The 19,429-nt window shown below is 70.2% G+C and carries 15 protein-coding genes, 1 tRNA gene and 3 pseudogenes; 10 read left to right on the forward strand and 9 right to left on the reverse strand.

Annotation, left to right across the window (positions count from 1 at the left end; genetic code table 11):
- Positions 1 to 26: 26 nt before the first annotated feature.
- The 7 genes and pseudogenes from AC5JOC_RS06315 to AC5JOC_RS06345 all read left to right on the forward strand — a co-directional run bounded on the left by AC5JOC_RS06315 (position 27) and on the right by AC5JOC_RS06345 (position 6,576).
- Positions 27 to 680, forward strand: coding sequence for a GNAT family N-acetyltransferase (locus tag AC5JOC_RS06315; protein ID WP_086474356.1), 654 nt, complete (start codon positions 27 to 29; stop codon positions 678 to 680).
- Between the two features lie 84 nt (positions 681 to 764).
- Positions 765 to 1,790 (forward strand): hypothetical protein, encoded by a 1,026-nt coding sequence (locus tag AC5JOC_RS06320; protein WP_274499586.1) that lies wholly within the window; start codon positions 765 to 767, stop codon positions 1,788 to 1,790.
- A 107-nt stretch (positions 1,791 to 1,897) separates the two neighbouring features.
- Positions 1,898 to 2,551 carry a hypothetical protein gene (locus AC5JOC_RS06325; protein ID WP_137242059.1) on the forward strand — a complete coding sequence of 218 codons (654 nt, stop codon included), beginning with the start codon at positions 1,898 to 1,900 and terminating at the stop codon, positions 2,549 to 2,551.
- 51 nt (positions 2,552 to 2,602) lie between these two features.
- A tRNA-Ala gene (locus AC5JOC_RS06330) sits at positions 2,603 to 2,679 on the forward strand.
- A 139-nt stretch (positions 2,680 to 2,818) separates the two neighbouring features.
- Positions 2,819 to 3,976 (forward strand): annotated as a pseudogene (locus tag AC5JOC_RS06335) (N(5)-(carboxyethyl)ornithine synthase); the annotation flags it as partial.
- Positions 3,977 to 4,552: 576 nt separating this feature from the next.
- Entirely contained in the window at positions 4,553 to 5,728 is a 1,176-nt protein-coding gene (locus AC5JOC_RS06340) for a mechanosensitive ion channel family protein (RefSeq protein ID WP_086474686.1), read from the forward strand.
- 185 nt (positions 5,729 to 5,913) lie between these two features.
- On the forward strand, positions 5,914 to 6,576 hold the full coding sequence (locus tag AC5JOC_RS06345; RefSeq protein WP_197977484.1) for a MurR/RpiR family transcriptional regulator: 663 nt from the start codon (positions 5,914 to 5,916) through the stop codon (positions 6,574 to 6,576).
- Positions 6,577 to 6,589: 13 nt separating this feature from the next.
- Here AC5JOC_RS06345 and AC5JOC_RS06350 read toward each other — a convergent pair whose 3' ends face one another.
- Positions 6,590 to 8,053, reverse strand: coding sequence for an MFS transporter (locus AC5JOC_RS06350; protein WP_137242052.1), 1,464 nt, complete (start codon positions 8,051 to 8,053; stop codon positions 6,590 to 6,592).
- Positions 8,054 to 8,282: 229 nt separating this feature from the next.
- Between AC5JOC_RS06350 and AC5JOC_RS06355 the strand changes: the two genes are divergently transcribed.
- A complete protein-coding gene (locus AC5JOC_RS06355; protein WP_494245812.1) occupies positions 8,283 to 9,743 on the forward strand; it encodes a serine hydrolase domain-containing protein in 1,461 nt (486 codons plus the stop codon).
- Positions 9,744 to 9,805: 62 nt separating this feature from the next.
- On the opposite strand, the gene AC5JOC_RS06360 is transcribed toward AC5JOC_RS06355, so the two are convergent.
- The 3 genes and pseudogenes from AC5JOC_RS06360 to AC5JOC_RS06370 form a co-directional block, all read right to left on the reverse strand.
- Positions 9,806 to 10,057 (reverse strand): response regulator, encoded by a 252-nt coding sequence (locus AC5JOC_RS06360; RefSeq protein ID WP_079001938.1) that lies wholly within the window; start codon positions 10,055 to 10,057, stop codon positions 9,806 to 9,808.
- 25 nt (positions 10,058 to 10,082) lie between these two features.
- A pseudogene (locus tag AC5JOC_RS06365) lies at positions 10,083 to 10,996 on the reverse strand (aldose 1-epimerase family protein).
- A 126-nt stretch (positions 10,997 to 11,122) separates the two neighbouring features.
- Positions 11,123 to 12,470: pseudogene (locus tag AC5JOC_RS06370) on the reverse strand (MFS transporter).
- Positions 12,471 to 12,653: 183 nt separating this feature from the next.
- Here AC5JOC_RS06370 and AC5JOC_RS06375 point away from each other — a divergent pair.
- Positions 12,654 to 13,403: a hypothetical protein gene (locus tag AC5JOC_RS06375; protein ID WP_494245814.1), complete on the forward strand. Its 750-nt coding sequence runs from the start codon at positions 12,654 to 12,656 to the stop codon at positions 13,401 to 13,403.
- A 327-nt stretch (positions 13,404 to 13,730) separates the two neighbouring features.
- On the opposite strand, the gene AC5JOC_RS06380 is transcribed toward AC5JOC_RS06375, so the two are convergent.
- A complete protein-coding gene (locus tag AC5JOC_RS06380) occupies positions 13,731 to 15,008 on the reverse strand; it encodes a DUF445 domain-containing protein (RefSeq protein ID WP_085510407.1) in 1,278 nt (425 codons plus the stop codon).
- Between the two features lie 83 nt (positions 15,009 to 15,091).
- Between AC5JOC_RS06380 and AC5JOC_RS06385 the strand changes: the two genes are divergently transcribed.
- Complete coding sequence (locus tag AC5JOC_RS06385; protein WP_064296530.1) at positions 15,092 to 15,370, forward strand: metal-sensitive transcriptional regulator; 279 nt, start codon at positions 15,092 to 15,094, stop codon at positions 15,368 to 15,370.
- A 50-nt stretch (positions 15,371 to 15,420) separates the two neighbouring features.
- Here AC5JOC_RS06385 and AC5JOC_RS06390 read toward each other — a convergent pair whose 3' ends face one another.
- From AC5JOC_RS06390 to AC5JOC_RS06405, 4 genes are all read right to left on the reverse strand, one after another.
- Positions 15,421 to 16,611: an acyl-CoA dehydrogenase family protein gene (locus AC5JOC_RS06390; protein WP_494245816.1), complete on the reverse strand. Its 1,191-nt coding sequence runs from the start codon at positions 16,609 to 16,611 to the stop codon at positions 15,421 to 15,423.
- Positions 16,608 to 17,522, reverse strand: coding sequence for a DUF4349 domain-containing protein (locus tag AC5JOC_RS06395; RefSeq protein WP_079705411.1), 915 nt, complete (start codon positions 17,520 to 17,522; stop codon positions 16,608 to 16,610). The genes AC5JOC_RS06390 and AC5JOC_RS06395 overlap by 4 nt, the downstream gene beginning before the upstream one ends.
- A gap of 139 nt (positions 17,523 to 17,661) precedes the next feature.
- Positions 17,662 to 18,510: an alpha/beta fold hydrolase gene (locus AC5JOC_RS06400; protein ID WP_191940715.1), complete on the reverse strand. Its 849-nt coding sequence runs from the start codon at positions 18,508 to 18,510 to the stop codon at positions 17,662 to 17,664.
- A 22-nt stretch (positions 18,511 to 18,532) separates the two neighbouring features.
- Positions 18,533 to 19,384 carry an aldo/keto reductase gene (locus AC5JOC_RS06405; protein ID WP_494245819.1) on the reverse strand — a complete coding sequence of 284 codons (852 nt, stop codon included), beginning with the start codon at positions 19,382 to 19,384 and terminating at the stop codon, positions 18,533 to 18,535.
- Positions 19,385 to 19,429 lie beyond the last annotated feature (45 nt).

The raw sequence follows: 19,429 nt of genomic DNA on the forward strand, positions 1-19,429 counted from the left end.
CCACAGAACGCGAGAGGGGTGGCACGGTGGCGCAGGTCGTACCCGTTCTGAGCAGTGGGCGAGTGAGCATCCGGCCGATCAAGGTCCGTGACGCGAGGCCGCTCGAGCGCGAGCTCGCGGAGAACCGAGCCTGGTTGCGCCGCTGGGAGGCGACGAGCCCCTACGGCCCGGTCCCGGCCGACAGCCGTGCGGCGATCCGGTCGCTGCAGAACCACGCACGCTCGGGTGCCGGCCTCCCGTTCGTCATCGAGGTCGACGGGGAGTTCGCCGGCCAGCTCAACGTCTCCGGCATCACCTACGGATCGCTGGCCTCGGCGTCGATCGGCTACTGGGTCTCCCAGCGGTTCGCGGGTCTCGGTGCCACACCGATCGCGACCGCCCTGGCCACCGACCACTGCTTCACCGCCCTGCAGCTCCATCGTCTGGAGATCTGCATCCGGCCCGAGAACGCTCCGAGCCTGCGGGTCGTCGAGAAGCTCGGGTTCCGGTACGAGGGACTGCGGCGCCGCTTCATCCACATCGACGGCGACTGGCGTGACCACTTCTGTTTCGGCCTCGTCCGCGAAGAAGTCCCGGGCGGCGTCCTGAACCGGTGGTTGGACGGCCAGGTCCCGAAGGACGCGTGCGTGATCCCCGAGGCCGACCGTCTCGCGGCCGCGTCGCCGTTCCCCACCCGCTGACCCGGTAGCCGTTTTCCCCCTCTATCCGGGGACACACCCGACGACTGCCCGTCTCCGGTCGTTGCACCCGCTACGGTCAGGGACATGGACGGCGGATTCCTGAGCGGTGGGGTGATCATTCTGGTCGCAGCGATGCTGTGGCTGGTGTACCTGGTGCCGTCGTGGGTGCGTGACAGTCAGTTCTCCGCCAGCGAGCGCAACGCGATCCGGCTGCAGCAGACGCTCCGTGTGCTCGCCGAGACGGCTGAGGTCCCGGAGGCCGTCCGGCTCGAGGCGACGTCGCGTGAGGTCGCCGCGCAGCGCAAGCTCCTCAAGCAGCTCGAGGCCAGGACGAAGGCGACGGCCGAGGCCGCGGCGCGCGTCGAACTCGCCGAAGCCGACCGGATCCGCCGCGAGGAGGAGGCCAGGGCCGTGCAGGCCGAAGCCGCCGCCCGTGCCGCGGAGGATGCTCGTCGTGCGGCCGCTGCCGCAGCCCGTGCCGTGCAGCGCAACGCCCGAGCGGCGAAGCTCGCGCGAAGCCGTCGTCGCTCCAGACTGCTCGCGACCACCGTGTTGGTCGCCTCCATCATCGGGTTCTGCTCCGGCGTGACCGCGTTCCTCGCGGGTGGCGGTCTCGTCCTCGGTATCTCGTCCACGGTCGTCGGTCTGCTCGCGCTCTCTGCGCTCTCCCGGATGTCGCGCATCGCCCACCGTGCCGTCGCGCCGGTACCGGCGGTCGCTGTCACGACCAGGCGTGTCGAGTCGGCGCTCTTCGAGTACAACGAGCCCGTCAAGGCGGCGTCGCAGGCGCAGACGTGGACCCCGACGTCCATCCCGAAGCCGCTCCACCTCTCCGAGGGCTCGTCGGCTGCCGCCGAGCTGGCGAAGGCCGACGCCTACGATCGCCTGCGCCAGGCGGCCATGCAGGAGGCCATCGCCTCCCGCGCCGAGCGTCTCGCGCCGGTCGTACCGACGATCGTCCGTCGTCCGGAGCCCGTCGCCGCTCCGCAGCCCGAGCGCGTCGACCCGCAGCCGGCCCCGAGTCGTTTCGCCTCGATGGGTGTCATCGACGAGGGCGAGATCGCCGCCGGCGGCTCCACCCTGTTGCAGCGTCGCCGCGCCGCGGGCTGAGTCCCGACCGCGCCCGTCCGGTCGTTCATGAACCGGTCACCGGCGACGGATAGACTCGTCGAGGGGGTTCGTCGCTCGGTTCTCGTCGACGCCCTGGAACGCGAAAGGTGACCATGGGCGTGTGGCGGAAGAGCCGGCGGAAGCCGATGAAGCCCTACGTCGCGCCCCCTGAGGTGGCTCCGCCGCCGGTCGAGCACGCGGTCGAGGAAGGCCTCCTCATCGCGCGGTCCTGGACCGTGGTCGAGGTCACGAACTGGATCATCGAGCGAGCACTCCGCGACGGCGCGTCCTACGACGCCGAGGCGACGCAGGCGGCCGTCCGGCGTGAGCTGGGACGCATGGCGGACGAGCAGGAGGAGTACGCCGACCTCGCACGGGAGGCGCGCCAGACGGCGTTCCAGCGGCGGGGGAGTGCTCGTCACCAGCACGACTACCGCGCGGGCGACCTGAGCGCCCTGTCCCGTCGCCGCGAGGTGTACTCGGGGCTCGCCGCCGAACTCCGTCGGGTGAGCAAGGACGAGGAGTTCGTCGCGGCGATCGCGGAATCCGCTCGTGAGCGTGCGTGGGGCGACCTGGAGCGCGCCATCCAGGCGAAGCTCGACCGGGTCCTCGACGAGCCGGTCGTCGACGAGCACTATCGGCGTGCCCGGAGCCAGCGGCTCCGCTGGTTCCGCGATCTCGACCTCGCTGCCCTCATCGCCGCCAATCCGAAGGACGGCAGCATGCCGGTCGACGACGGCCCGAACCCCTACGAGGACTAGCGCGGCCGGTTCGAAACGGCTCGCCGGTTCTGCTAGCCTGGACGAGTAGTTGGGCCCATGGCGCAGTCCGGTAGCGCACCTCGTTCGCATCGAGGGGGTCAGGGGTTCGAATCCCCTTGGGTCCACCAGCTGCAACGACAACCCCGCACCTCACGGTGCGGGGTTGTCGCGTTTCCGGGTGTCGGAGCGTCCGTGTCGGCAGCGCCCGCGTCCTGTACGGTCAGGGGCACGGCGCCGCTTCGGTTCCCGTGAACGGGACGAGCAGTCATGCCAGCAGCATCCGAACCGACCGTGCAGCACGACGCCGTCCTCGGGGTGATCGGCACCTCGCTGAAACCCGACGAACGACGCGTGCCGATCCACCCGGCGCACTTCGAGCGCATCCCGGAGGAGTTCCGGTCTCGGATCGTCGTGGAGCACGGCTATGGTGCCCGGTTCGGCGTCTCCGACGAGGAGATCGCGCCCTACGTCCGCTCGTTCGCGACGCGCGCCGAGGTCATCGCGCAGGCGGACGTCGTCCTCCTGCCGAAACCGCAGCTCGAGGACGTCCAGGAGCTCCGCGACGGGCAGACGCTCTGGGGCTGGCCGCACTGCGTCCAGGACACCGCGCTGACGCAGCTCGCGATCGACAAACGACTCACGCTGATCGCCTTCGAGGCGATGAACCATTGGGCCGCCGACGGCAGCTTCGGGTTGCACGTCTTCCACAAGAACAACGAGCTCGCCGGCTACAGCTCGGTGATCCACGCGTTGGAACTCTGCGGCTCCACCGGCAGCTACGGCCGTCGCCTGACCGCCGTGGTCATCGGGTTCGGCGCGACCGCCCGAGGTGCCGTGACCGCGCTCAACGCCCATGGGATCCACGACGTGCGCGTGCTCACCAACCGCCGGGTCGCGGCGGTCGCGGCGCCCATCCATTCCGCCCGCATGATCCAGTTCGACCACGACGACGGCCCGTACCTCAGCGAGGTCATCACCGACGAGGGCCGCGTGCCGCTCGCACCCTTCCTGGCCGAGAGCGACATCGTCGTCAACTGCACGCTGCAGGACCCCAACGCACCACTGCTCTACCTCCGTGAGGACGATCTCGGCGCGTTCCGGCCCGGGAGCCTCATCGTGGACGTCTCCTGCGACGAGGGCATGGCCTTCGAATGGGCGCGTACGACCGGGTTCGACGACCCGATGTTCACCGTCGGGCGCGGGGAGATCAACTACTACGCGGTCGACCACAGTCCGTCGCTCCTGTGGAACTCGTCCAGCTGGGAGAACAGCGAGGCGTTGCTGCCGTTCCTGCCCACCGTCCTGGCCGGACCGGCCGCCTGGGCCGACAGCCTGACCGTCCAGCGGGCCGTCGAGATCCAGGACGGCGTCATCCTCAACCCGGCGGTCACCGAGTTCCAGCACCGGTCGGCCGAGTACCCGCACGAGGTCATGCTCGGGCTGATCGGTTCTCTGGCCAGTACCAGCTCAAGCAGTGGGGCCGCGGCGGGCCTCGTCGGTGTACCTCGACAGCCAGGACCGTGCACCGGAAGGACGTGGGCCTTCGTGGGCTCAGCGACCGGGAAGGTGCGCCCGCTGCGGTCCCCGAGCTGTGGCACTTCGACAGGCTCAGTGACCGGAAGAGGTGCACCCGTACTGAATCGGAACGATGAGGCCTGTTCGTGGGCACTTCGACAAGCTCAGTGACCGGGAAACGTCTGTCCGCACCGCTGCGGTCCCGGAGCTGTGCCGCCTTCGACGGGCTCAGGACCGGGAGGTCGCGCATGCTCGGTCCCTGAGCCTGTCGAAGGGCAGCCCGGGCCGTGCCACCTCGGTGAACGGGGAGGTTCGCTCGGTTCACGTGGGACGCGCCAGCCACGTGAACTCGGCCTGAGAGGTTCGTGGCAGGCCGCGCAAGCGGTCGAGCGCGGCATGCACCCGCCCCTACGCTGGACGCTTGCGCCGTACGGTATCGGTCGGCGGAGGAACACACTAGTGCACGACCGGCTCGAGGAGGCATGGATGTTCGTTTGGCAGAGCTGGTGGGGTGTCGCCGCAGCAGCCGGGATAGCGCTGATCGCAGCGCTCGTCGTCATCGTGATCGTGTCGGTCTCCTTCCGGATGGCGGCGCGGCGGAGCGACTGGCCGGGTGCGCTCGCCGGGAGTGCCAGGCACCCCTTCCGGGCCCTCGTGATCCTGGTCGCCGTGTGGCCGGCGGTGGCGGCGACGCTTCCCGATGAGACCGCCCGTGGGTTCATCGACCAGACCTTCCGGATCGCCGTCATCGCCGCAGCGACGTGGCTGGTCGCCGCGCTGCTCGCCTTCGTCATCGGGCTCGGCCAGGCCCGGTACCGCATCGACGTCCCGAACAACAAGGTCGCCCGCCGCATGCAGACGCAGCTCGCGCTCGTCCGTCGCCTGGCGATCGCGGTCGTCGTCATCGTCGGTGTCGCGTCGATCCTCCTGACGTTCCCCGGCGTCCAGGGCGTCGGGGCGAGCGTGCTGGCCTCCGCCGGTGTCGTGAGCATCGTCGCCGGCCTCGCGGCGCAGTCCGTCCTCGGGAACGTGTTCGCCGGGATCCAGCTCGCCTTCAGCGATGCGATCCGGGTCGACGACGTCGTCATCGTCGAGGGGGAGTGGGGCCGGATCGAGGAGATCACCCTCACCTACGTCGTCGTCGGCATCTGGGACGATCGCCGCATGGTGCTCCCGTCCACCTACTTCACCTCCACGCCCTTCCAGAACTGGACGCGGAACACGAGCGAGCTGCTCGGGTCGGTCGAGTTCGACCTCGACTGGTGGGTGAGTCCCGCGGTCATGCGGACCGAGCTGGAGCGCATCCTCGACCGCACCGACCTCTGGGACGGCCGGGCGCAGGTCCTGCAGGTCACGGACGCCGTCGGCGGCTACGTGCGCATCCGCATCCTCGTCACCGCGGTGGACGCACCGACCCTCTTCGACCTCCGATGCCTCGTGCGCGAGCAGATGGTCGAGTGGATCCTCGCGCAGAACCCGTCGGCGATCCCGCGCAACCGGGTGCAGATGGTCGAGCAGGAGCCTCGTCCGGTGCCGAAGCGCGGCGGGCCGGTCACCGAGCCCGTCGGGCTGTTCAGCGGCAGCGCCGAGGCCGAACAGCGCGCGAGCCTCTTCACGTCCTCGATCACCCTGCCCGACCTGGACGACGAGCCCGAACGCTGACCGTCGCACGACCGGACGCGTGTGCACCGAATCGTTGTCGTTCCGGCGATCCTGTATGCGCTTCCCGTCGCTACCATCAAGGGAACCTCGCCGGGTGACCTGCCGGCGGGCCGTCGGTGCTGCTGCCGACACGAACGGACGGCGCCGGCCCGAACCCCGGCGACGGCATGCGAAGGAGACCGCGCGTGAACGACGACACCCTCTTCCTCACCGATGAGGACACCGCCGTCCCCGGCGAACGCCCGGAGCAGCGTCTCGAACGACGCTCCGCGTCCGTCCTGAAGCACCGACTCCTCGAGCAGGAACGCAAGCAGTTCGAGGAGTCCCTCGCCTCGGCCAAGGCGGACGGCGCCCTCGAACGCGCAGCGGCCCTCATCGTCTCCGCCCGGCGACGCTTCCTCATCGGGGCGTCGAAGTCGTTCACCTACGCGTCCCTCCTCGCCGCGGACCTCAGCTACGGCCTCGCGAACGTCACGCTCATCGACGGCACCATCGTGCGTCCCCTCGACGTCCTGAGCGACGTGCGTACGAGCGACGTCATGATCGCCGTGTCGCTGCAGCGGTACCGGAAGTACACGATCGACTCCGTCGTCCCGTTCGCCGAGGCGGGAGGCAGCCTCGTGCTCATCACGGACGCGCCGGACGCCCCGCTGACCCCGTACGCCGACGAGACGATCGTGCTCGGCCGTGCCGAGGACGGCCACCCGAGTTCCTCGATCGGGATCGCGCTCACCCTGCACATCCTCGCCACGCTCACGACGGCCAGCGCCAAGGGCGCCGGCCGTCGGGCGGTGGAGCGGGAGCGCCTCGCCGAGACGCTCGGGGTCTACGTCTCCGACGAGGACTGAGCGCGGACCGGGATCAGCTTCCCGAGCCCTTCCCCTCGCGCACGATCGACAGGGGTTCCGTGATGTCCTCGAGGGACTTCCGCGCGGCGTCGACCCCGAAGATGAGGGCGATCAACCCGCCGAGGACCATCACGCCGGCACCGACGAAGTAGCCCACGGTGAGCGGCCCGCGGTCGGTGCCGTCACCGATCAGGATCCCGTAGAGCAGGGGCGCGACCGAACCCGCGATCTGTCCGATCGCGAAGAAGTAGCCGATCACCTGGCTGCGGAGCTCGAGCGGGAAGATCTCGCTCACGGTCAGGTAGGCGCTTGACGCACCGGCGGAGGCGAAGAAGAACGAGACGCACCAGAAGATCGTCTGGGTCGTCGCGTCGAGCGCACCGGCGTTGAAGAGCACCGCCGACACGGCCAGGACCGCCCCGGAGACCCCGTAGGTGAGGAAGATCATCTGGCGACGACCCCAGGTGTCGAACAGCCTGCCGAGGAGGAGTGGGCCGAGCAGGTTGCCGATCGCGAAGGGGAAGAAGTAGTACTGCGTCGACGAGGGGCTCGTGCCGTAGAAGTTCTGCAGCACGAGCGCGTAGGTGAAGAAGATCGCGTTGTACAGGAACGACTGGGTGATCATCATCGCGAGGCCGACGAAGGTGCGCTTCGGGTACTTCGAGAAGAGGACGCCGAAGATGGTCCGGATCGGGATGTGGCCCTGGGCCTGCACCGTGAGCGCCTTCGACTCGTCGACCGGCTCGATCGTCCCGCCCTGCTTGCGGACGGTCGCCTCGATGTCGTCGACCGTGGCCTCCGCCTCCTGTTCCCGACCGTGCGTCATGAGCCACCGCGGACTCTCGGGGATGTGGCGGCGCAGGAAGATGATGGCGAGACCGAGGACCGGCCCGATGAAGAACCCGATGCGCCAGCCGACGTCCTCGGCGAAGTAGTCGGTGTTCAGCAGGAACAGGTTCGCCGCCGATCCGAGGGCGGCGCCGCCCCAGTAGGTGCCGTTGATGGCGATGTCGACGTGCCCGCGGTACTTCGACGGGATGAGCTCGTCGATGGCCGAGTTGATCGCCGCGTACTCGCCGCCGATGCCCATGCCGGCGAAGAACCGGAAGATGGCGAGGAACCAGAACGTGGGGGACAGGCCGGCGATGCCGCTCGCGACGAGGTAGATCGCGAGGGTCAGGATGAAGAGCTTCTTGCGGCCGAGGCGGTCCGCCATGCGGCCGAAGACGAGGGCACCCGTCACCTGGCCGAGCAGGTAGATCGTCCCGAGGAGGCCGACCTCCGCCGCCGACAGCCCCAGCGACTTCTGGAATCCGGCGGAGGCGACGATCTGGATCTCGAGGCCGTCCAGCACCCACGAGAAGCCGAGACCGACGACGATCATCCAGTGGAACCGGGTCCACGGCAATCGGTCCATCCTGGCGGGGACGAGGCTCCGGACCGGGGCAGGCTGCCCGGAGGTCGACGTGTTCGACATGGAATGACTCCTTCCACGGCCGTCCCGTCGACGGTCGATCCGGGAGATGACGCTACTCCCGCGGCGGGCATCGGACGTCGCTGATCGGTGCCCCTTGACTTCGTCCTGGCGGAGGAGCACCCTACGCCCGGCACCCCGTGCGATGGCGCCCGGTGGCGCGGAATGGTCGTACGCTCGAAGCGCGACGAGATCGCGGACGGCTGCCGAGGGCCGTCGAGGAGGAGGCGGCATGCACCTGGTCGAGGACAGCACCGAGACGGACATCACGCGGGTCTTCCAGGACCGGATCACCTCCGGCGTCGCCCCGGGATCGTACGTCGCCGTGTTCGACCGCGAGCGGGTCCGGTTCGAGCAGGGGTTCGGCGGGGTCACCGTGGGCGGTCCGGTGCCCGACGCCGACACGCTGTTCCGCATCGCCTCCTGCACGAAGAGTTTCACCGCGGCCGTGCTCCTCATCCTCCGCGACGCCGGTCGCCTCGACCTGGACGCGCCAGTGGACGGGTTCGTGCCGGAGTTCGCGCCGGTGCTCCCTGACGGCATCGCCGTCCGGCCGACCGTGCGGATGCTCCTGACGATGTCGGGTGGGCTCGGAACGGACGATCCGTGGGGTGACCGCCAGGAGTCGATCAGCGTGGACGAGTTCCGGCGGCTGCTCGTGCGCGGCGTCCGATGCGTCACGACACCCGGGACGGCGTTCTCCTACTCGAACCTCGGCTACGCGCTGCTCGGGCAGGTCATCGAGCGTGTGACCGGTGGCTCCTACATCGACGCGGTGACCTCGCTCCTGCTGGAGCCGCTCGGGCTCGGCGCCGTGTTCGAGCGACCCGAGGGCGACGGGGCGGTCACGGCGACCGGTCATCGTGTCCGCCGCGAACGGGCCGTCGATGAAGACGGCCGATTCGTCGAGGTCCCGTTCTCCGGCCCCGGGGTCTTCTCCTCGATCGGCGGGCTCTTCGCCTCGGCCTCCACCCTGATCGGATGGGTGCGCTGGCTCGACGGCGCCTGGACCGGGGACGAGACCGGACCACTGTCGAGCGCCAGCCGCCGCGAGATGCAGCAGCTGCACCGGCTGGCTCCGTCGCGGCCCACCCTCGACGGCGTGCCGCCGAGACTCGCGCTCGGCTACGGCTTCGGCCTCTTCGTCGAGGAGGACGCCGACCTCGGGACGCTCGTCTCGCACTCGGGCGGCTACCCCGGTTACAGCGCCCACATGCGGTGGCACCCGACATCGGGGTTCGGCGTCGTCGCCTTCGAGAACGCCGGCTACGCGGCCGTGGCGAAGCCCGCCGAACAGGCCCTGCGGCTGGCGATCGCGGGCGCCCAGGCCTCCGGTGAGCTGCCGGAACCGGCGATCCGCCCCTGGCCGGAGACCCTCGTGGCGTCGATGACCGCGACCGGGCTGCTGTCGCACTGGGACGACCGCGTCGCCGCGTCGCTGTTCGCCGAGAACGTCGCCCTCGACCGGCCGCTGGACGAGCGACGCGAGGCGGTCGACGCCGCTGTCACCGCCGTCGGTGGCATCGCCGAGGTGGCTTCGGGGCGCGCGACGCCGATCTGCGATTCGCCGGACCACCTGGTCTGGTTCGTCGAGGGGACGGAGGGCCGCCTCCGCCTGGAGGTCCGGATGACACCCGTGCTTCCGCTCCGGGTCCAGACCTTCACGGTGACGGTCGACGACCAGGGCGAGTGAACGCCGAACGCCGGCAGCTGAGGCTCAGCTACCGGCGTTCAGGTGGAACGGTGTGGCTCGGTTCAGCCGATCGAGTCGTCGTCGCCGTTGCCGTTGCGGTTCGTCGGGGAGATGTCCTCCGTCGACTCGACGTACTCGTAGTCGGTCGTCGTCGGGCCGTCGTGGTCGCCGGTGTTCGTCGCTTCGCCGACGGGACGGTAGATGAGCTGGCCTTCGCCGTAGGGCAGGACGAGCTCGCCGTCCTGACCGTCTTCGAGCGGGATGATCTCGCTGTCGAGCGGGCCGCCGGTGAGTTTCGCAAGAGTCTGTGACATGTCGCCAGCCTAGCCCCGACGACTGTCAGAGTGCTGCGATGGTCCAGGACACCCGGTGTGGTGTATTGGGAGCCAGGACGACGAGGTCGGTCCCGGTCGAGAAGGCGTCGGGTGGGACAGGTCATCGGTTCGACGGCGAGCCCCAGTCGGTTCAGCTCCGCGACGGGCTGATCGGCCGTGTGCACCTGGACCCAGGGCAGACCGTCACCCCAGTGCATGGCGACGCCGCTGCCGGATGGCGTCGTCACGCGCACCGTGACCCGGCCGTCGACGTCGCGATCGAGCGCCGTGTACGCGTGGTCGATGAAGGTGTCGCCGATGGCCCGGGGTGACGCGGAAGTCGAAGTGCTCCGTCGCCTCCGTGTCGACCGGCTCCAGCGAGACCGGGATGAGCCGGTCCGGCGTGACGGTGAGCACCTCGGCGGCGGGCAGTTCGAGCGTCCAGTCGTCGACACGGCCCTCACCCGCGACGAGGTACGGGTGCGGTCCCGTGCCGTAGGGCGCGTCGACGTCGCCGAGGTTCAGCGCCTCGACGTCGGTGCGGAGTCCGTCGTCGTCGAGCGTGTAGGTCGCGGTGACCTGGACGCGGAACGGATAGCCCTCCTGCGCCTCGATGACCACGCGGAACGCCGCCGACGCCGCGCTCGACGACACGAGGTCCCACTCCGACCAGGCGGCGAGCCCGTGGAGGGCGTGACCGCGAGCGGGTTCCGTGAGTGCGAGCTGGTGGTCGACGCCCGCGAAGGTGTACCGGCCGTCGACGACGCGGTTGGGCCACGGGGCGAGCATGGCGCCGCGGAACGCCGGACGGACCTCCTCGGCGTCGAACGGGACGACGAGGTCCCGGCCGTCGTGCCGCAGGAACCGCAGTGAGGCACCGACCGAGGCGATCGACGCGGTGTACGCACCGTGCTCGAGATCGACACGACGTCCCGAGATCGGACGTCGGTCGACGGAGGCGGACGGGGACACGGCGCTGGTGGATTCGGTCACGGCCCCATTCTGTCGCATCGACGCCGACCGACCCGGCCGACTGGCGGTGCGGGTCGGGCGGTGGGACGCGGCTCAGTCGAGGGAGCGGCCGCGCATGTCCGAGAGGAACAGTGCGGCGACCGCGGCGACGACGAAGAAGGCGGCGAACACGGAGAAGAGCAGGGCCTGTCCTGCGAGGAGGAGCACCGGAACCGACAGCGGGGCGATGATCGAGGCGATGCGGCCGATGCCGGCGGCCCACCCCGCCCCCGTCGCACGGAGCGCCGTCGGATACAGCTCCGGGGTCGTCGCGTACAGGGCGCCCCAGGCTCCGAGGTTGCAGAAGGACAAGCACATGCCGAACACGATGATCGTCGGTTCGGTCGTCGCCGTGCCGAACAGGACCGCCGACACCGCGGAGCCCGCCAGGAAGGTCGCGAGGGTCTGCTTCCGGCCCCAGGCCTCGATCAACCATGCCGAGACGGCGTAGCCCGGGATCTGGGCGAGGGTGATGATCAGGGTGAAACCGAAGGACCGGACGAGGGAGAACCCGGAGGCGACGAGGATCGTCGGGATCCAGATGAACGCACCGTAGTAGGAGAAGTTGACGCAGAACCACACGATCCAGAGCGAACCGGTGTCGCGGCGGTGCGTGGGTACCCACAGCCCACGGAGGCGCTCGCCGGCGGAGAGACCGGCGCTCACGGGGGTGTCGGTGGTGGTGTCGCCGGCTGGCTCCGGGTGGGCGACGCCGGCCGAGGCCTCGAACTCGCGGACGACGGTTTCTGCCTCGCGGTGGCGCCCACGCGACTCGAGGAAGCGCACCGACTCCGGCAGTCGCGTCCGCACGATGGCCGCGTAGACCGCGGGCAACGCGCCGATGGCGAGCGCCCAGCGCCACCCGTCGTCGCTCGTCGGCACGACCAGATAGCCGATGAGGGCGGCGGCGATCCACCCGATGGCCCAGAACGCCTCCAGGAACACGATGATCCGCCCGCGGATCCGTGGCGGGGCGAACTCGCTCATGAGGGTCGAGGCGACGGGCAGCTCGGCGCCGAGTCCGAGGCCGACGATGAACCGCAGCACGATGAGCACGCCGAGTCCCCAGGCGAGGGCCGACGCGCCCGTCGCGATGCCGAACACGAGCAGGGTGATCGCGAAGACGTGGCGCCGTCCGACCCGGTCGGCGAGCAAGCCCGCCGAGCGTCGCACCGATGGCCATGCCGAGGAACCCGGCTGAGGCGATCCAGGAGAGCTCCGTGTTCCCGAGCTGCCACTGCACGGCGAGCTGGGCGAGCACGAAGGACACGAGTCCGACGTCCATGGCGTCGAGGGCCCAGCCGACGCCGGAACCGACGAGCAGTCGCCCGTGGGCCTTGGTGAACGGGAGCGCGTCGAGGCGCTCGCTGCGGGTGCGGGGTGTGGTGGGGGCGGTGGACACGTCACCATTCTGGTGCAGGATGTGCCCACCGGCGCCGGTCCGTCGCAGATAGGCTGACGGCATCGAACTGCAGGCGTGCGGCCGGGCAGTTCACCCGCTCCGCCCGCCGTTCCGTCGAAAGGCCACTCCCGTGACCGATGCACCGCCTCCCGACCCGCAGCAGCCTGACGGCCGCCCGCCGCAATGGCCCGACGGGTCAGCAGCCGCAGCACCCCTCCGGCCAGCAGCCGCAGGCAGCCGTACGGACAGGGACCGCAGCAGCAGAACCCGTACGGCAGCAGCAGCAGCGCGCCGTACGGGCAGGGACCGCAGCAGCAGAACCCGTACGGGCAGCAGCAGCAGCCGCCGTACGGGCAGGGACCGCAGCAGCAGAACCCGTACCAGCAGAACCCGTATGGCGGGCAGCAGAACCCCTCCGGCGGACAGCCATACCAGCCGCAGCAGCCGTATCAGCCGCAGCAGAACCCGTACCAGCAGCAGCCACCGCAGGGCCCTCCCGGGTACGGCCAGCAGCCGCCGCCTCCCGGTGCCCCGAAGCGCAAGCGGACGGGGCTCATCATCGCCCTCGCCGTCGGTGTCCCGCTCGTGTTGGCGGCGATCATCACCGTCGTCGCCCTCGTGCTCACGCAGGGGGGCGCACCGGTCGCGGACCCGAGCCCCACCCGCTCGGCCACCCCGACGAAGACCGCTTCTCCGACGCCCACGGAGACGGACTCGACGCCGGAGCCGACGAAGACCTACGTCTCCATCCCGCCCGACCTCGACTTCGCGGCCGGGCAGGACGTCCCCACCGAATGGACGGCCTACCTGACGAACGACCTGGACTCGTCCTGGGCGGCGATCGGTCCGGACCGCGAACGGCGATCGAGATCTACACGGAACGCGGCGACCTCCTGCGACGTGCGGACTCGGCAACATCGCGCTGACGCCTGACGAGATCGCGGTCGGAGACGACGAGAAGCTCGAGCGACGCCTATCATGGCGAAGTACGTCGGGGCCGACTACGTCAAAGCGGACGGCACGACGGAACAACTGAACTACAACAGCGGTGGCGGGCCTCATCGAGTTCCGGGTCCTGTCGTGGACGCAGCCCTCGGGGGAGCGCACGTACTGGGGCGTCCGGTCGCTCACGAAGATGGGGATCGCTCGTCGTCTTCACCTTCACCTGCAAGGACCAGGGCGTCGCTCGACCTGCTCGCGAACGACGTCGTGAACCTCATCTCCGTGGAGCTGCTCCCGAAGCGCTGACCGGTCCCGTCGTCAGAACGCGCGGAGGACCGCCTGCGCGACCGTGAAGATCGCGAGGCCGGCGAGCGCGCCGACGATGGTGCCGTTCAAGCGGATGAACTGCAGGTCGCGTCCCACGAGCAGCTCGATCTTCTGGGTCGTCTCCCGGGCGTCCCAACGCTCGACGGTCTCGGTGATGATGCTCGCGATGTCGTGCCGGTAGCGGGTGACGACGTAGGACAGGGCGTCCGCGACGCGGGTGTCGACGCGGGTGGAGAACGCCCGGTCGGTCGACAGTCGCCGGCCGAAGTCCGCGATGGTGCCGGCGATCCGCACGCGGAGGTCGCTGTCGGGGGCGTCGAGTGCCTCGAGGAACGCGCTCTTCGCGGCCGTCCAGGTCTTGCCGGCGACCTCCCGGACGCGAGGACTGTCGATGACCTCGTGCTTGGCGTTCTCGAAGCGGGTGATGGTCGCGTCGTCGTGCTGCAGTTGCTCCGCGAGCTCGCCGAGGTAGCCGTCGAGGGCATGACGGAGCTGGTGGTCGGGGTCCGCGCGGACGGCCTGGACGAAGGACACGGCCTCCCGGTAGAGCTTGTCGTCCACGAGCCGGTCGACGAAGGACGGCACCCAGGTCGGCAGACGGCTCGAGACCAGGCGTTCGAACGCCTTCGGATTCGTGCTCAGCCATTCACCCGTGCGGTCGAGGAGGAGGTCGACCGCGTCGTGGTGCGCGCCGACGCCGACGATGTGCTCGACCCAACGGCCGATGTTCGGGGCCCACTGCGGGTCGATGAGGTGTTTGGACGCCAACGCCTCGATGACTTCGCGGACGTCGTCGTCGGACAGCGTCTCCAGCAGACCCCGCACCGCGATGGACCCCTCGGCGGTGACCCGCTCGGCGTTCGCGGGCTCGGACAACCATCCGCCGAGCTTCTCCGAGACGGAGACGGACGCGAGCTTCTGCCGCACGACCTCCTCGGAGAGGAAGTTGGTCTCCACGAACTCGCCGAGGCTGACGCCGATCTCGTCCTTGCGCTTCGGGATGATCGCCGTGTGGGGGATCGGGATGCCGAGCGGGTGCCGGAAGAGGGCGGTGACGGCGAACCAGTCCGCGAGCGCCCCGACCATGCCGCCTTCCGCAGCGGCCCTGACGTACGCCAACCACGGGTAGCGTCCCTCGAGTGCGAACGCGACGGCGAAGATGACCGCCATGACGAGGAGCAGTCCGGTGGCCAGGCGCTTCATCGAGCGCAGGGCTCGCGCGCGGTCCGCGTCGGCAGCGGTGAGTTCGAGTGTGGGGGAGCTCGTCATCCGCCCATCCTAGGCTCGTCGCCCGTGTCCTCCGGTCCGATGGAGCAGGAGGACACCGTACCCCCTGGTGGTACCCTGAGCCGGTGATCGAAGACATCAAGAAGCGGGCCCTGCACCGGACGAAGATCCTCGAGGGCCAGATGCGTGGCCTCGAGAAGATGATCGAGAACGAGGACTACTGCATGGACATCATCACGCAGTCGCTCGCCATCCAGAAGTCGCTGGGGTCCCTCAACAAGCTGCTCGTCGAGAACCACCTGCTGACGCACGTCACGCAGATGTTCGAGGAGGGCGGGGACAGCAAGGACGCCGCGGTCGGCGAGCTCCTGCGGATCTTCGAGCTCAGCAACAACCGCGGCTGAGCCGGGCCGTCAGGCCGGCCCGAGCCGTCGCACGGGCCCGAGCAGAGCCGTCACGCGGGCCCGAGCCAGGCGTTCGCGACCGTGGCGTGGGCGGACTCGTCGTCGGAGGGATGGAACATCCCGGCGAGGACGTCGCGGTACAGCCGGCCCAATTCGCTCGCGGCGAAGTAGCTGCCGCCGCCGGCGACCCGGATCGCCTGATCGACGACCTCGCGGGCGGTCTCCGTCGCGCGGACCTTGAGCCCGACGAGTTTCGGGAACCAGAGCGCGCCATGGTCGACCCCGTCGTCGAGGTCCCGGGCGATGCCGGCGAGCTGTGGCAGCATGCCGTCGTACGCGATGGCGGCCGAGGCGATCCGACGGCGGATGTCGGGGTCCGCCGCGTAGCTCGCGCCACCGGCCTTCTTCGACGTCTTCCGGTGGGCGGTCTCGACCGCGAGTCGGAGGGCGCGTTCGCCGATGCCCGTGTACACGGCGGCGATGAGGGTCTCGAAGCAGGCGAAGATCCCGAAGACGATGGGGTCCGGGTTGGGCCCCGGGTCGAGGCGTCGGACGATGTGCTCCGCCGTCGACTCGGCCCCCTGGAGCAGGGTCGTCCTGCTCTGGCTGGCGCGCATCCCGACGGTGTCCCAGTCGTCGAGGATCTCGAACCCGCCGCGCGAGCGCTCGATGAAGCCGTAGACGACCTTCGGACCGTCGGCCGAGGTCGTGTCGAGCCCGGTCGTCCCCAGCCAGGTCCACGCGGGCGACAGCGAGGTGAAGATCTTCCGGCCGTGGAACCGATAGGAACCGTCGGGGCCCGGACGGGCTTCGGTGTCGGATCCGAAGAGCACGAGGTCGTTGCCCGCCTCGCTCACCCCGAACGCGTAGAGCTCGTCCCCGGCAGCTCCCTCGAGGACGAAGCGGAGCGAGTCGTCTCCTCGGGCGTGGAGCAGTCGCGCGACACCCGTCCACACGAGGTGCATGTTGATCGCGAGGGCGGTCGCCGGGGCGGCGGTGGCGAGCCGGGATTGGAGCAGCGTGACCTCGCTCAGGCCGAGGCCGAGGCCGCCGAACTCCTCGGGGACGAACGCCCGGAGATAGCCGCACGCTCGCAGCTCGGCGAGGTCCTCGTCGAAGAAGGCGTTCTCGCGGTCCGCCACGGCGGCACGTTCGCGGATGCGCTCGACGAGCCCGTCACTGAGGATCGAGGCGGGGTCGAACGACCGATCGGACGGGTGGTGCTGCGCTTGAGCGGTCACCGGTCCATTGTCGCATCGGGCCCGGCCGAGGTGGCAGGTGTCTGCGAGCGGCGAGCAGCGCGCCGACGGCCCGACCTGACGAGGAGGACCACGACCGCGGCGACGACCGCGAGGGGGAGCAGCCACGGCACCAGGACGCCGACCACGACGACGAGTCCCGAGGCGGCGGCGACGAGCGCGTTCCACCCGGCGACCACGCCGCCCCAGAAGTCGGTGGGCACACCCGGCGCGACCACGCCTGGGGCCACGAAGCTCACGAACACGGAGGAGAAGTCGACCTGATCGGCGAGCGCGTCGCGCTGGGCGACGAGCCCGTCCAGTTCCGCCTGCCGCTGGGACAGGCTGGTCTCGGCGGCGAGGAGGTCGGCCGTCGTGGTCGAAGCCGCCATGAGTCCGAGCAGTCGGTCGACCGAGGCCTGGAGGGCGGTGACCCGCGCGTCGAGGTCGGCGGCCTGTGCCGTGACGTCCACCGCGGACACGGAGAGGTTGTTCACCGTGCCGAGCGCCTGCAGCTGCGCGAGCACGTCGTCGAAGTCGTCGGCGGGGATGCGGACCGTCAGGGTCGCCTGCGCGGCCTGGTCGGAGGTGCCCGGAGTCTCGTCGCGGCTGTCGACGCGCCCGCCCGCCTCGGTGACGATCCGGGTGGCGTCCGTCGCGGTGCTGATCGGGTCGTCAGCGGTGACGGTGAGTGAACCGGTCGTGACCACCTGCTGTTGCGTGAGGTCGGGGGAGGCGGCGCCGTCGACGCCGACCTGCGCGTCGCCGGCGACCTGGCCGGGCGCGGGCATCGCAGCTCGCGAGTCGCTGCCGGCCTCGGTGCTCGACCCGGCCGAGCAGCCCGAGAGGACGAGCCCGACGAGGACGGCGGAGACGAACACGGTGGTGGTGCGGGTCACTGCGGAGCGCTTCATGGCATCACCCTAGGGAGCCGCCGCACCGCGGAGGTGCAGGGACCCTGGGAAGCGGGTCACGATCAGGTCTCGCGACGCGCATCACCCGAGGGAGCCGCTGCACCGCGGAGGTGCAGGGACCGTGGGAAGCGGGTCGTGATCAGGTCTCGCGACGCGACCGCTGTTCGAGTTGCAGCTCGGCCCAATCGCCGATGGCCTTCGTGGTCTCCGCCGGGCGGTCCCGGTGCACGTTGTGACCGGCGCCCTGGACGATCGTCAGGCTGACCTGGCGGTTGGCGAGGACCTCGGCGGCGAGCGCGCCGCGGAAGAGGCTGTACACCTCAGGGTCGGAGGCGATCACGAAGGTCGGGTTGCGCAGAGCGGCCGCCGCGGGGCGGACGTCCCACGGATGGTTCTGTTCGCTCGTCTGCTCGATCGCCCACCGGCTCGCCTCGGACACCGCCTGGACCTTGATCTCCACGTCGAGCGGGTGCCACTCGGGGTTCTTCGCGCGGACGGATGCGATCGTGTTGTCGGCGAAGGCGGCCTCCTGGCTGGCCCGGATGATCTCGGCGTCGTGGTCGTCGAGCGCGATGGCGGGGTCGAGCAGCACGACCGCCGCCGCCCATCGGGGATCGGCTGCGGCGGCGACCGCCGTGGCGGCGCCTCCGAGCGAGTGTCCGACGACGAGGTCCCACGCGGCGTGCCCGACGCCGGGCACGGGGGTCGGCCTGGTGGCCAGCAGATCGGCGGCGTAGGCCTCGACCCGGTAGTCCAACGCACGAGGGGCGACGCCGTGGCCGCGGAGGTCGACCGCCTCCACGAGCCAACCGCGATCGGCCAGGGCTGCGCAGATGCGCCAGGTGCTCGGACCGTTGCTGCCGAGTCCGTGGACCACGAGCGCCCGAGCCGGCGCGTCGTGGCGACCCCAGCGGTGACGCGGGAGCTCCACGGGCGTGATCGTGCGGGCGGCGAGGCTGGAAGCGGTGTCGACGACGGGCTCGGTCATGCGTTCAGCCTACGGTCTCGCGTCAGTCGAGCCGGTCCGGGTCGGTGCCGGTGCGCTCGCCGTTCTCGAGCGCCGAGATGGCGGCCAGGTCGTCGGCGTCGAGGGTGAAGTCGAACACCGCGAAGTTCTCCGAGATCCGCGCCGGTGTGGCCGACTTGGGGATGACGATGTTGCCGAGCTGCAGGTGCCAGCGCAGCACCACCTGCGCGACCGTGCGCCCGTGCTTCTGTGCGATGGCCCCGAGGTCGGAGGTGGCGTCGGATCCGTCCGCGGCGGGCGTGAAGAAGCGGCCGCGGGCGAGTGGCGACCAGGCCTCCGTCGCGATGCCGTGTGCCGCGTTGACGGCGCGCAACTCCCGCTGGGGGAGGAACGGGTGGAGTTCGATCTGGTTGACGGCCGGGGTGACCTCCGCCGACTCCAGGAGTCGTTCGAGATGGCTGCGGTGGAAGTTCGAGACGCCGATGGAGCGCGTACGTCCCTCGGCCCGCAACCGCTCGAGCGCGCGCCAGGTCTCGCGGTACCGGTCCTGGCGCGGGGCCGGCCAGTGGATGAGGTACAGGTCGACGTGGTCGAGGCCGAGGAGGTCGAGGCTCGTGTCGAACGCGCGCAGCGTCTCCTCGTACCCCTGATCGGTGTTCCAGACCTTCGTCGTGACGAAGAGCTCGTCGCGGGGGATGCCCGACTCGCGGATCGCGACGCCGGTGCCGCGCTCGTTGCCGTACAGCGAGGCGGTGTCGATGTGGCGGTACCCGACCTCCAGCGCCGTCTGCACGATCTCGGTGCTGGCGAGGTCCGGGACCTTGTAGACGCCGAAGCCGAGCTGGGGGATCGTGTGCCCGTCGTTGAGGAGGACGGTCGGGGTGCTGTCTGCCATGGCACCAGTATCCTCGACAGGGCCACCGTCACCGTCGAAAGGGAG

The organism is Plantibacter sp., from assembly GCF_059073635.1.